A 12,881-nucleotide genomic window follows, 5' to 3' on the forward strand; every position below is an offset into this window, starting at 1 on the left:
TCGGGGGGTGGTGGGTGCGCGGGGCCGAACCCGGGCCGCCCCGGACCCCGCCCGTGGGGGCGCGGGGTCCGGGGCGGCCCGGGGGTACTACTTGGCCGCCGCCCGCTTGGACGGCTTGGCCGCCGGCTTCGCCGGGGCACCGTCCTCGGCGGCGGTCTCCGCCGGAGCCCCGGCACCGGCGTCGGCCTTGCTCCCGGCCGCGGACCCGGCCTCGGCCGCCGGCTTCGCCGGAGCGGTCGCCGCCGCCAGACGGGTGACGCCGAACTTCAGCGACGCCTCGTAGGTGTTGTCCGGGTCCAGCCGGCGCAGCTCCTCCGCCAGCAGCTCCGCCGTGTCGCGGCGCTTGAGGGCCACCGCGCGGTCGGGCTGCCCCGGCATGCACAGCGTCGCCAGCGCGCCGTCCGCCCGGTCCAGGACGATCACGCCGTCCTTGCTCTCCAGGCGTACGGCGGTCAGGCCCGGCCCGTCCGACAGGGTCCGCTTGACCGGGACCCCGAGGCGGTCCGCCAGCCACATGGCCAGCAGCTCGCAGCTCGGGTTCTCGTCCTCGCCCTCGACGGTCGCGGAGACCACCGAGACCGTCTGCTGGTCGAGCGCGGCGGCCAGCATGGAGCGCCACGGGGTGATCCGGGTCCACGACAGGTCCGTGTCACCCGGCGCGTACGCCTCCGCCCGTACCCCCAGGGCCCCGATGGGGTCCTCCGAGGAGTACGTGTCCGTGATCCGGCGCTGCCCCAGCGCGCCCAGCGGGTCGCCCGCCAGGTCCGCGGGAGCACCTTCCGGCCACCAGACGACCACGGGGGCGTCCGGCAGGAGCAGGGGCAGCACGACCGACTGGGCGTGGTTGACCAGTTCCCCGTGCAGTCGCAGGATGACCGTCTCCCCGGTGCCGGAGTCCGCGCCGACGCGGAGCTCCGCGTCGAGACGGGCGTCGCGGCGGCTGCGCGGGGAACGGCTGACCCGCTTGACCACGACGACGATCCGCGAGGGGTGTTCGTGGGACGCGTCGTTCGCCGACTTGAGCGCGTCGTACGCGTTCTCTTCGTCGGTCACGATCACCAGCGTGAGGACCATGCCGATGGCCGGCGTGCCGATGTCCCGGCGCGCCTGCACCAACGCGGCGTTGATCTTGCTGGAGGTGGTCTCCGTGAGGTCGATCTTCATGGCCGGCGCCAGCTCCGTCCGTCTCGTGCGAGCATCTCGTCCGCCTCGACCGGCCCCCACGTGCCCGCCGCGTACTGCGCGGGCTTGCCGTGCTTGTCCCAGTACTCCTCGATCGGGTCGAGGATGTTCCAGGACAGCTCGACTTCCTGGTGGCGCGGGAAGAGGTTCGCGTCGCCGAGGAGGACGTCGAGGATGAGCCGCTCGTAGGCCTCGGGGCTGGACTCCGTGAAGGACTCGCCGTAGGCGAAGTCCATCGTGACGTCCCGGACCTCCATGGAGGTGCCCGGCACCTTCGAGCCGAAGCGGACCGTCACGCCCTCGTCCGGCTGGACCCGGATGACCAGGGCGTTCTGCCCCAGCTCCTCGGTCGCGCCCGACTCGAAGGGCAGGTACGGGGCCCGCTTGAAGACCACCGCGATCTCGGTCACCCGGCGGCCCAGGCGCTTGCCCGTCCGCAGGTAGAACGGGACGCCCGCCCAGCGGCGGTTGTTGATCTCCAGTCGGATGGCCGCGTAGGTGTCGGTCTTCGACTTGGGGTCGATGCCGTCCTCTTCGAGGTACCCGACGACCTTCTCGCCACCCTGCCAGGCGGCCGAGTACTGGCCGCGCACGGTGTGCTTGCCCAGGTCCTCGGGGATCTCGACGGCGCTGAGCACCTTCAGCTTCTCCGCCACGAGGGCCTTGGGGTGGAAGGAGCCGGGCTCCTCCATCGCCGTCAGGGCCAGCAGCTGGAGCAGGTGGTTCTGGATGACGTCGCGGGCCGCGCCGATGCCGTCGTAGTAGCCGGCCCGGCCGCCGATGCCGATGTCCTCGGCCATGGTGATCTGGACGTGGTCGACGTACGACCGGTTCCAGATCGGCTCGAACATCGTGTTGGCGAAGCGGAGCGCCAGGATGTTCTGGACGGTCTCCTTGCCGAGGTAGTGGTCGATCCGGAAGACCTCGTCACGGGGGAAGACCTCGTGGACGACCTGGTTGAGCTCTTCCGCGCTCTTCAGGTCGTGGCCGAAGGGCTTCTCGATGACTGCACGCCGCCAGGAGCCCTCCTTCTGCGCCAGCCCGTGGTTCTTGAGCTGCTGGACCACCTTGGGGAAGAACTTCGGCGGCACCGACAGGTAGAAGGCGAAGTTGCCGCCCGTGCCCTGGGCCTTGTCGAGTTCTTCTATGGTCGCCTTGAGGGTTTCGAAGGCCGCGTCGTCGTCGAACTCGCCCTGGACGAACCGGCATCCCTGCACGAGCTGCTGCCAGACCTCCTCACGGAAGGGGGTGCGCGAGTGCTCCTTGACGGCCTCGTACACCTCCTGGGCGAAGTCCTCGTCCTGCCACTCGCGGCGGGCGAAGCCGATCAGCGAGAAGCCCGGGGGCAGCAGGCCGCGGTTCGCGAGGTCGTAGACGGCGGGCATGAGCTTCTTGCGCGACAGGTCACCCGTAACGCCGAAAATGACCAGGCCGGACGGCCCCGCGATGCGCGGGAGCCGCCGGTCCTGTGCGTCACGAAGCGGGTTCGCTCCGTTTACCGACAAAATACTCAGTCCTCCGCGGGGGCGAGGCGCTTCAGCTCCGCCTCGGTCGACTTCAGCAGGTCGTTCCACGACGCCTCGAACTTCTCGACGCCTTCGTCTTCGAGCAGCTGCACCACATCGTCGTACGAGATGCCCAGCTTCGCGACCGCGTCCAGCTCGGCGCGCGACTGCTCGTAGGTGCCGCGGATGGTGTCGCCGGAGACCTCGCCGTGGTCGGCGGTGGCCTCCAGGGTGGCCTCGGGCATGGTGTTCACGGTGCCGGGCGCGACCAGGTCCACCACGTACAGGGTGTCCTTGTACGCCGGGTCCTTGACGCCGGTCGAGGCCCACAGCGGGCGCTGCTTGTTGGCGTGCGCCCGGTCCAGGGCCGCCCAGCGCTCGGAGGAGAAGACCTCCTCGTACGCCTCGTAGGCCAGACGGGCGTTGGCGAGGGCCGCCTTGCCCTTCAGGGCCTTGGCCTCGTCGGTGCCCACGCCGTCGAGGCGCTTGTCGATCTCGCTGTCCACGCGGGACACGAAGAAGGAGGCGACCGAGTGGATCTCGGAGAGGTCCAGGCCGGCGGCCTTCGCCTTCTCCAGGCCCGCCAGGTACGCGTCCATGACCGCGCGGTAGCGCTCCAGCGAGAAGATCAGCGTGACGTTGACGCTGATGCCCCTGCCGATGACCTCGGTGATCGCCGGCAGGCCGGCCTCGGTCGCCGGGATCTTGATGAGCGTGTTCGGGCGGTCCACCAGCCAGGCGAGCTGCTTGGCCTCGGCGATGGTCGCCGTGGTGTTGTGCGCCAGGCGCGGGTCGACCTCGATCGACACGCGGCCGTCCTGGCCGTCGGTGGAGTCGAAGACCGGGCGCAGGATGTCGGCGGCGTCCCTGACATCCGCCGTCGTGATCATGCGGATGGCCTCGTCGACGGTGACCTTGCGGGCGGCGAGGTCGGCGAGCTGCTGCTCGTAGCCGTCGCCGCTGCTGATGGCCTTCTGGAAGATCGACGGGTTGGTGGTGACACCGACCACGTGCTGCTGGTCGATGAGCTCGGCGAGGTTGCCGGACGTGATGCGCTTGCGGGACAGGTCGTCCAGCCAGATCGCCACGCCCTCGTCGGAGAGGCGCTTGAGTGCGTCTGCCATGGGAATTACATCTCCTACTGGTTCAGGTGCCGGTCTTCAGCGCGCGGCGGCGGTGAGGGAGTCCTTGGCGGCTGCGGTCACGGCTTCGGCGGTGAGGCCGAACTCGCGGAACAGGACGGCGCCGTCGGCCGAGGCACCGAAGTGCTCCAGCGAGACGATCCGGCCCGCGTCCCCGACGTAACGGTGCCAGGTCAGGCCGATGCCGGCCTCGACCGCGACTCGCGCCTTCACCGAGGGCGGCAGGACGCTGTCCTTGTACTCCTGGGTCTGCTCCTCGAACCACTCGACGGAGGGCATCGAGACCACGCGCGCCGGGACGCCCTCGGCCTGCAGCGCCTCGCGGGCGGCGACGGCGAGCTGCACCTCGGAGCCGGTGCCGATGAGGACGACCTGGGCGGGACCGCCCTCGGCCTCGAACAGCACGTAGCCGCCCTTGGCCGCGTCCTCGTTGCGCTCGTAGGTGGGAACGCCCTGGCGGGTGAGGGCCAGGCCGTGCGGGGCGCCCTTGCCGTACACCTTCGTGTGGCGCTTGAGGATCTCGCGCCAGGCGACGGCGGTCTCGTTCGCGTCGGCCGGACGGACGACGTTCAGACCCGGGATGGCGCGCAGCGAGGCGACGTGCTCGACCGGCTGGTGCGTCGGGCCGTCCTCGCCGAGGCCGATGGAGTCGTGCGTCCACACGTACGTCACCGGCAGGTGCATCAGCGCGGACAGGCGGACGGCGTTGCGCATGTAGTCGGAGAACACCAGGAAGGTGCCGCCGTAGATGCGGGTGTGGCCGTGCAGGGTGATGCCGTTCATCACGGCGGCCATCGCGTGCTCGCGGATGCCGTAGTGGATGGTGCGGCCGTACGGGTCGGCCTCCGGCAGCGGGTTGCCCACCGGCAGGAACGAGGAGTTCTTGTCGATGGTCGTGTTGTTGGAGCCGGCCAGGTCGGCCGAGCCGCCCCACAGCTCCGGGATGACCGCGCCGAGGGCTTCGAGGACCTTGCCGGAGGCGGCGCGGGTGGCGACGCCCTTGCCGGTCTCGAAGGCGGGGAGCTTGTCCTCCCAGCCCTCGGGCAGCTCGTTGGCCTGGATGCGGTCGAAGGAGGCGGCGCGCTCGGGGTTGGCGGAGCGCCAGGCGGAGAACTCCTTCTCCCAGGCGGCGCGGGCGTCGCGGCCCCGGTCGACCAGACCGCGGGTGTGGCCGAGGACCGCGTCGGAGACCTCGAAGGTCTGCTCCGGGTCGAAGCCGAGCACGCGCTTGGTCGCGGCGACCTCGTCGTTGCCGAGGGCCGAGCCGTGGGAGGCCTCGGTGCCCTGGGCGTGCGGGGCGGGCCAGGCGATGATCGAGCGGGCCGCGATGAAGGACGGGCGGCCGGTCTCGGCCTTGGCGGCCTGGAGGGCGGCGAACAGGGCCTTCGGGTCGAGGTCGCCGTTCTCCTGCTGCTGGACGCGCTGGACGTGCCAGCCGTACGCCTCGTAGCGCTTCAGGGTGTCCTCGGAGACGGCCGTCTCCGTGTCACCCTCGATGGAGATGTGGTTGTCGTCCCACAGCAGCACCAGGTTGCCGAGCTTCTGGTGGCCGGCCAGGGCGGACGCCTCGTGGGAGATGCCCTCCTGGAGGCAGCCGTCGCCCGCGATCGCGTAGACCATGTGGTCGAACGGGGAGGCGCCCTCGGCGGCCTCCGGGTCGAACAGGCCGCGCTCGTAGCGGGCGGCCATGGCCATGCCCACCGCGTTGGCGATGCCCTGGCCCAGCGGGCCGGTGGTGGTCTCCACGGCGGCCGTGTGGCCGTACTCCGGGTGGCCGGGGGTCTTGGAGCCCCAGGTGCGGAAGGCCTTGAGGTCGTCCAGCTCGAGACCGAACCCGCCCAGGTAGAGCTGGGTGTAAAGAGTCAGGGACGAGTGCCCCGCGGAGAGCACGAAACGGTCACGCCCGACCCACTCCGGGTCCGAGGGGTCGTGCCGCATGACCTTCTGGAAAAGCGTGTACGCGGCGGGGGCCAGGCTCATCGCCGTACCGGGGTGTCCGTTCCCGACCTTCTGGACCGCGTCGGCGGCCAGGATGCGGGCGGTGTCGACGGCCCGCTGGTCCAGTTCGGTCCACTCGAGCTCTGGGGTGGTCGGCTTGGTGCTCACCGTTGGTCAGGGCTCCTCTCCACATGTTGTTTTGCCGGTGACGAACGGTGACACCGGCGCGATTCCGAGCCTACCCCCGCCAGGGCGTGCGGCTATTCGAGTGCACGCAGTGCGTCGCCGTCCCGGTGTCCGCCGTTCACCTGGGATGCGCCGTCGGTGATCTTGTGATCGGTCCGATCGGCTCAACACGAGGCGACCCCCGCGCGGGGCGAGGGAAGAGCTACGTCTACAGTGGCGTGGTACGCGCAAGCCTTTACCGAGCCTTCATTTACCGGAGGCATCGCTTCGGAAGCTTGCTGGATTCTCTCTCAGGGGTGTGCGTGACGGCCGTCGAATCCCGTCCAGCGGCGGTGCTCGGGACGAGCCCCGGTCACCGGCCGTTCGGGGCCCGGGTCATGGCTTTCGTGGCTTTGACCAAGCCGCGGATCATCGAACTTCTGCTGATCACCACAGTGCCGGTGATGTTCCTGGCGGAACAGGGCGTGCCGTCGCTGTGGCTGGTGCTCGCCACCTGCTTCGGCGGCTACCTGTCCGCGGGCGGCGCCAACGCGCTGAACATGTACATCGACCGCGACATCGACGCGCTGATGGACCGCACGTCGCAGCGTCCGCTGGTGACCGGCATGGTGAGCCCGCGCGAGTGCCTGGTCTTCGGCATCTCGCTCGGCGTCGTCTCGACGCTGTTCTTCGGCCTGCTGATCAACTGGCTGTCGGCCGCCCTCGCGCTCGGCGCGCTCCTCTTCTACGTGGTCGTCTACACGATGCTGCTGAAGCGGCGCACCGCGCAGAACATCGTCTGGGGCGGGATCGCCGGCTGCATGCCGGTGCTCATCGGCTGGTCGGCGGTGAAGAACGAGGTCTCCTGGGCCGCCGTCATCCTCTTCCTCGTCATCTTCTTCTGGACGCCGCCGCATTACTGGCCGCTGTCCATGAAGGTGAAGGACGACTACGCGCGGGTCGGCGTGCCGATGCTGCCGGTGGTGGCGGGCAACAAGGCCGTGGCGCGCCAGATCGTCCTCTACAGCTGGGTGATGGTGGCGGTCTCGCTGCTGCTGACCCCGCTGGGGTACACGGGCTGGTTCTACACCTCGGTCGCGCTGCTGGCCGGCGGCTGGTGGCTGTGGGAGGCGCACGCGCTGAGCGCCCGGGCCAAGGCCGGGGTGACGGGCGCGAAGCTCAAGGAGATGCGGCTGTTCCACTGGTCGATCACCTACGTGTCGCTCCTCTTCGTCGCCGTCGCCGTGGATCCCTTCCTCCGCTGATTACTCGCCGGTAGCATTCCGTCCATGGCAGAGACCGCAGACACCGCAGACACCTCCGGGGCCGCAGCGCCCGCGGACAAGAAGCAGAGCCGCACGGCCGCGAAGCTGGCCCGGCAGATCGGCGCGTTCGCCAAGCAGCACGGCGGCGCCGAGGGCCACCTCGCGCACATCGGCCAGGCCGGCACCCGGATCGTGCTCGTGGGCACCGACGGCGGCTGGGGCGACCTGGTGGCCCCGACGTACGCCGTGGCCCAGCTCGCCGTCGAACAGGCCGGGCTGACCCTCCACGAGGAGTTCGACGGGGAGTTCGCCGCCCGGGTCAGGACCGGCCCGTACGAGTGGACGCGGATGGCCGGCATCCAGATCGGCGGCCCCGCCAACCCGGCGGCCTGAGGCCCCGGCGACGGAATCCCCGGCCGCCCGGATCCTCGAACGCGCGTGTCGGTCAGGGGTCGGTCAACAGAGCGGGCAATACTTCACACCCCGCTCACCCGTTAGGACGTGTGGAAGCCGCTTCCCCACGTCCGCAACGGGATGACCGGATGATCGAAACGCCGCCCCTGGTGGACCAGCACTGCCGCGGAGTGCTCCGCACGGAGCTGGGCATCGCCACCTTCGAGGCCCAGCTGCACCGCTCGGCCGGCCCGCCCGCCCCGGGTACCACCTCCTTCGACACCCAGACCGGCTTCGCCGTGCGCCGCTGGTGTCCGCCCCTGCTCGGGCTGGAGCCGCACTGCCCGCCCGCCCGCTACCTGGCCCGGCGGCGCGAACTCGGCACCGCCGAGAGCACCAGACGGCTGCTGCGGGGCTCGGGGACGGGCGCGTACCTCGTCGACACCGGAGCCCCCGGAGACCTCACCGGGCCCAAGGAACTGGCCCTCGCCGGTGCCGCCGAGGCCTACGAGGTGGTCCGGCTGGAGTTACTGGCCGAGCAGGCCGCCGACACCTCCGGGACCGTCCCCGCGTTCCTCGCCAACCTCGCCGGAGCCGTCCACCACGCCGCCGCCGGAGCCGTCGGCTTCGCCTGCGGGGCCCGTACCGGATCCGCGGCCGCCCTGGCGGCAGACCCGCAGCCGCCCGGTCCCGGGGAGGTCCGGGCGGCCGCCGGGCGCTGGCTGGCCGGGCGGACCAGGGGAGGGGAGCTGCGGGACCCCGTGCTCCTGAGGCACCTCGTGTGGAGCGCGGTGGCCTCCGGACTGCCGCTCCAGCTGCACACCGGCGGGACCGACCCCGGGCCGCTGGACGGGTTCGTACGCGCCACCGCGGGCCTGGGCGCGCGGCTGGTGCTGAGCGGCGGGTACCCGTACCACCGGCAGACGGCCCGCCTGGCGGCGGAGCACCCGCACGTCCACGCCGACCTCGGCCCGGCCCTCGCCCGCACGGGGGCGCGGGCCGCCGCCGTACTGGCGGAACTGCTGGAACTCGCGCCCTTCGGCAAGCTGCTCTACTCCAGCGGCGGGCGGAACCTGCCGGAGCTGCACGCGGTGGGCGCCCTGGTGTTCCGCGAGGCGCTCGGCCGGGTCCTGGGGGGCTGGGTCACCGAGGGAGCCTGGTCCTGGCAGGACGCGCAGCGCGTCGCGGGGATGCTCGCGGCCGGCAACGCCCGGCGCGTCTACCGGCTCGACGAGCGCGGCTGACGGCACCGGCGCTGCCGGCGGGGCGGCGTCAGACCGCCGAGAGCTGCTCCTCGTCCCGGGCCGGGGCCTCGACCGGGTCGGCCGAGCGCTCGCGCAGGCTCAGGGCCACGCGCAGCACCGCGATCCACACCAGGCAGGAGCCCAGCATGTGCGCGGCGACCAGCACCTCGGGCAGCTTCGTGAAGAACTGCACGTAGCCGATCGCGCCCTGGGCGAGCAGGACGACCAGCAGGTCGCGGGCGCGCGCCCGGGTGTCGACGGGGGCGTCCACCACGCGCAGCACCAGCCACATCGCGACGGCGAGCGCGCAGACCAGCCAGGCGGCGATGGCGTGCACGTGGGCGGTGGCCGCCCAGTCGAACGGCATGCGCTTGATCTCGCTCTTGTCACCGGCGTGCGGACCGGAGCCCGTCACGACGGTGCCCGCCGCGATCAGCACGAGGGTGGTGGCGATCAGCGCCCACGACAGCTTGCGCACGGGCCCGGGCACGCGCGGCCGGGGGGCGCCGTCACCCTCGCGGGTGCGCTGCCAGGAGACGGTGGTGACCGCGATCAGGCCGGTCGCGAGCAGGAAGTGCCCGGCGACGCTGTACGGGTTGAGCCCGGTCAGGACGGTGATGCCGCCCAGGACCGCGTTGGACATCACCAGGGCGAACTGGGTCCAGCCGAGCCTGGTCAGCGAGTGCCGCCACGGCTTGGCCGCGCGTGCCGCGAGGATGAACCAGCCGACGGCCGCGCTCAGCACGTACGTCAGCATCCGGTTGCCGAACTCGATGAGTCCGTGGAAGCCCTGGGCCTGGGTGACGACGAGGCTGTCGTCGGTGCACTTGGGCCAGGTGTCGCAGCCGAGACCGGATCCGGTCAGCCGCACCGCGCCGCCGGTGACGATGATGGCCACGCTCATCAGGAGCGCGGCGGACGCGGCCCGCCGGACGGTCCGGGGTGACGGCGTCCAGCGGTCGGCGATGTATGCGAATGGGTTCAACACGGCGCCTATCGTATGCGGCGCCTTGTGCAAAGTTTCACGAGGGGGTACCGGCGGGAGCGTCGGGCCCGAGCATCGAGCGGAACCGGGCCCCTGCCGGGTCCCCCTCCTCGTGCCACCACACGAGCACCCGCCACAGACCGCCCTCGCCGGGGTGCAGCGGGGAGGCCGCGAACCCCCGCACCAGGTCGGTCCCCACCTCCTCGGCGGTCAGCCCCCGGACCTGCGCCGCACCCCGCCACGGCTCCGGCTGTACGCTCCACAGCCCGTCGGCGCCCCGCACCTCGACCCGCCACACCGCGAGCCAGGGGGTCACCTCCAGGATCGTGGCCACCTGATCGGCGTCCAGCCCCAGCCGGCCCCCGATCACCGCCTCGGGCACGCCCTGGATCAGGGCGGCCGCCACCGCCTGCGGCAGCAGCCGCTCGGGCAGCAGCCCGTCGGCCCGGAGCCCGGCCAGCGCGTCGAAGTCGAGGAAGCGCAGCCGCAGCTCCAGCTGGCGGCCGACGTGGTCCAGGGCCTCCTCGGCCTCCTGGGCGGCCTCCGGCCCGGGGTCCGCGAGCAGCAGCCGGCGGAACCCGGCCTCGGCGTCCACCGCCCAGGCGACCGCCTGCGCCGCCGCCCCCAGCTCCGCGAGCCGGTCCGCGAGGAACACCTTGGCCTGCGCGAGCCCCCGCCGGTTGACCGGGTCCTCCTGGTCCAGCCCGGCCCACACCTCGACGGCGGCCCGCGTCACGTCACGGGCCCGCTCGCCGGCCGCCCGCTCCATCGCCCCCGGGCCGCTCTCGCCGCCCGCGCCCAGCGGGTGCCGGGGGAGCCGGGCGCCGTCGCTCAGCGGCCACGCCAGCCAGACCCCCTGGTTGATCAGGGCCCGGGCGTACCAGCGGGCGTACTCCGGCGCGTGCGGCGCGGCCCGGCGCGCGTGGCCGAGCCCCTCCTCCACCGCGGCCAGCGCCCCGGCCCGGTCACCGCCCCCGAACCGGCGTGCCGCGAGGTCGCCCAGGCGCAGCCCGAGCCGGGCGGCGCACTCCGGGTCGGTCTGCGCGGGTTCGCGCAGCGCGGCGATCAGCTCCCGCAGCAGCCGCTCGCTCTCGGCGGGCCCGGCGTCCTCGTCCCCCGACCGGATCCGCGCCCACTGTCCGTCCAGCCGCAGAGCGGCCTCCCGCTGAGCCATGCCACGTCCCCCGGCGTTCCGATGTGTGGAGGCTGGTCACCCTCCCGCGGAACCAACGATCCCGGGCGCCGATTCACTCCCGGTGGAGCGGGCCGCACGGGGTGGCCCGGCTCACTCCCAGCGGAACCACTTCGCGGCGGCGCCCAGCCCCAGGACCGCCCAGACGCCCAGCACGGCCGCGTCGGCCCAGGGCAGCGCGGCCCCGTTGCGGAGCACCTCGCGCAGCCCGTCGGACAGCGCCGAGATCGGCAGCAGGCCGAGCACGGACTGCACGGCGCCGGGGAACTTCTCCAGCGGCACGATCACCCCGCCGCCGACCAGCAGCAGCAGGAACACCAGGTTCGCCGCGGCCAGCGTCACCTCGGCCTTGAGGGTGCCCGCCATCAGCAGCCCGAGCCCGGAGAACGCGGCCGTGCCGAGCAGCAGCAGCACGGCGACCGACAGCGGGTTCCCGTGCGGCGACCAGCCCAGCGCGAGCGCGATCACCGTCAGCAGGGCCACCTGGAGCACCTCGGTGACCAGCACCGACAGGGTCTTGGCGGTCATCAGCGCCCAGCGCGGCAGCGGGGAGGCCCCGAGCCGCTTGAGCACCCCGTAGCGGCGGTCGAAGCCGGTGGCGATGGCCTGGCCGGTGAAGGCGGTGGACATCACGGCGAGCGCGAGGACGCCCGGGGCCAGGAAGTCGACGGCCTTCCCCTCGCCCGTGTCGACGATGTCGACGGCGGAGAAGAGGGTCAGGAGCAGGGCCGGGATGATCACGGTCAGCAGCAGCTGCTCGCCGTTGCGCAGCAGCATCCGGGTCTCCAGCGCGGTCTGCGCCCAGATCATCCGGGACACCGGCGCGGCCCCCGGCCGGGGGGTGAACGTACCGACGCTCATGCGCGCAGCTCCTTACCGGTCAGCTCCAGGAAAACGTCCTCGAGGGTGTGCCGCTCCACGGAGAGGCTGTCGGGCATGACCCCGTGCTGGGCGCACCAGGAGGCGACGGTGGCCAGCAGCTGCGGGTCCACGTCGCCGGTGACGCGGTAGGCGCCCGGGGTGAGCTCGGCGGCCTGGGTGCCGTCGGGCAGGGCCTTCAGCAGGGAAGCGAGGTCGAGGGAGGGGCGGCCGGTGAAGCGCAGGGTGTTCTCGGCGCCGCCCCGGCACAGCTGTTCGGGGCTGCCGTGGGCGATGACCCGGCCGGCGTCCACGATGGCGACCTCGTCGGAGAGCTGTTCGGCCTCGTCCATGTGGTGGGTGGTGAGGACGACGGTGACGCCGTCCGTACGCAGTTCGCGCACCAGTTCCCAGGTGGCGCGGCGGGCCTGCGGGTCGAGGCCGGCCGTGGGCTCGTCCAGGAAGACCAGCTCGGGGCGGCCGACGACGGCCATGGCCAGGGCGAGCCGCTGCTGCTGGCCGCCGGAGAGCCGGCGGTACGTGGTGCGGCCGCAGCCGCCGAGGCCGAGGCGTTCCACGAGGGTGTCGACGTCGAGGGGGTCGGCGTACAGCTTCGCCACGTGGCGCAGCATCTCCACGGCGTGGGCGCCGGAGTAGACCCCGCCGGACTGGAGCATCACGCCGATGCGCGGGCGCAGCCGCTCGGCCTGGGCGACGGAGTCGAGGCCGAGGACGCGGACGGTGCCGGCGTCGGGGCGGTGGTAGCCCTCGCAGGTCTCCACGGTGGTGGTCTTGCCCGCGCCGTTGGGGCCGAGGACCGCGGTGACGGAGCCGCGCGGGACGGTGAGGTCCAGGCCGTCCACCGCCGTTTTGGGGCCGTACCGCTTCACCAGTCCGCGGATCTCCACGGCGGGGTCGTTGCTCATGGTGACTGAGTCTACGGAGCCCGGGAAGGGGGCCTTGGTCCTGGGGTGGGCGGGGTGAGGGGCCCGCGGGTTCGTGACCTTTTCGG

11 protein-coding genes are annotated in these 12,881 nt (G+C 72.4%); 3 read left to right on the plus strand and 8 right to left on the minus strand.

Features of this window, described 5'->3' with window-relative positions:
* Positions 1 to 87: 87 nt before the first annotated feature.
* Genes opcA through tkt form a run of 4 tightly spaced genes read right to left on the minus strand, consistent with a single transcriptional unit; the run spans position 88 to position 5,935 of the window.
* Positions 88 to 1,164, minus strand: coding sequence for a glucose-6-phosphate dehydrogenase assembly protein OpcA (opcA, locus tag ACIPW5_RS34120; protein ID WP_401253493.1), 1,077 nt, complete (start codon positions 1,162 to 1,164; stop codon positions 88 to 90).
* A complete protein-coding gene (gene zwf, locus ACIPW5_RS34125) occupies positions 1,161 to 2,690 on the minus strand; it encodes a glucose-6-phosphate dehydrogenase (RefSeq protein WP_401253616.1) in 1,530 nt (509 codons plus the stop codon). Before zwf ends, opcA begins: the two co-directional genes overlap by 4 nt.
* Positions 2,691 to 2,692: 2 nt before the next feature.
* Positions 2,693 to 3,811 (minus strand): transaldolase, encoded by a 1,119-nt coding sequence (gene tal, locus ACIPW5_RS34130; RefSeq protein ID WP_401253496.1) that lies wholly within the window; start codon positions 3,809 to 3,811, stop codon positions 2,693 to 2,695.
* A 36-nt stretch (positions 3,812 to 3,847) separates the two neighbouring features.
* Positions 3,848 to 5,935 carry a transketolase gene (gene tkt / locus ACIPW5_RS34135; protein ID WP_401253499.1) on the minus strand — a complete coding sequence of 696 codons (2,088 nt, stop codon included), beginning with the start codon at positions 5,933 to 5,935 and terminating at the stop codon, positions 3,848 to 3,850.
* A 320-nt stretch (positions 5,936 to 6,255) separates the two neighbouring features.
* Between tkt and ACIPW5_RS34140 the strand changes: the two genes are divergently transcribed.
* The 3 genes from ACIPW5_RS34140 (at position 6,256) to ACIPW5_RS34150 (ending at position 8,834) form a co-directional block, all read left to right on the plus strand.
* Positions 6,256 to 7,197, plus strand: a complete 942-nt coding sequence (locus tag ACIPW5_RS34140; RefSeq protein ID WP_401253501.1) for a heme o synthase — start codon at positions 6,256 to 6,258, stop codon at positions 7,195 to 7,197.
* Between the two features lie 24 nt (positions 7,198 to 7,221).
* On the plus strand, positions 7,222 to 7,590 hold the full coding sequence (locus tag ACIPW5_RS34145; RefSeq protein WP_401253504.1) for a hypothetical protein: 369 nt from the start codon (positions 7,222 to 7,224) through the stop codon (positions 7,588 to 7,590).
* A gap of 149 nt (positions 7,591 to 7,739) precedes the next feature.
* Positions 7,740 to 8,834: an amidohydrolase family protein gene (locus ACIPW5_RS34150; protein WP_401253507.1), complete on the plus strand. Its 1,095-nt coding sequence runs from the start codon at positions 7,740 to 7,742 to the stop codon at positions 8,832 to 8,834.
* Between the two features lie 28 nt (positions 8,835 to 8,862).
* Here the strand turns inward: ACIPW5_RS34150 and ACIPW5_RS34155 are convergent, their stop codons facing one another.
* The 4 genes from ACIPW5_RS34155 to ACIPW5_RS34170 all read right to left on the minus strand — a co-directional run bounded on the left by ACIPW5_RS34155 (position 8,863) and on the right by ACIPW5_RS34170 (position 12,795).
* A complete protein-coding gene (locus ACIPW5_RS34155) occupies positions 8,863 to 9,852 on the minus strand; it encodes a heme A synthase (protein WP_401253509.1) in 990 nt (329 codons plus the stop codon).
* Between the two features lie 4 nt (positions 9,853 to 9,856).
* A complete protein-coding gene (locus ACIPW5_RS34160; protein ID WP_401253512.1) occupies positions 9,857 to 10,993 on the minus strand; it encodes a hypothetical protein in 1,137 nt (378 codons plus the stop codon).
* Between the two features lie 111 nt (positions 10,994 to 11,104).
* The gene (locus ACIPW5_RS34165) at positions 11,105 to 11,872 is read right to left on the minus strand and encodes an ABC transporter permease (RefSeq protein ID WP_401253515.1); all 768 of its coding nucleotides are present in this window, start codon (positions 11,870 to 11,872) and stop codon (positions 11,105 to 11,107) included.
* Positions 11,869 to 12,795 (minus strand): ABC transporter ATP-binding protein, encoded by a 927-nt coding sequence (locus ACIPW5_RS34170; protein ID WP_401253518.1) that lies wholly within the window; start codon positions 12,793 to 12,795, stop codon positions 11,869 to 11,871. Before ACIPW5_RS34170 ends, ACIPW5_RS34165 begins: the two co-directional genes overlap by 4 nt.
* Between the last annotated feature and the right edge of the window lie 86 nt (positions 12,796 to 12,881).

The organism is Streptomyces sp. NPDC090077, assembly GCF_044747545.1.
In the GTDB taxonomy this organism is placed as follows: Bacteria; Actinomycetota; Actinomycetes; order Streptomycetales; family Streptomycetaceae; genus Streptomyces.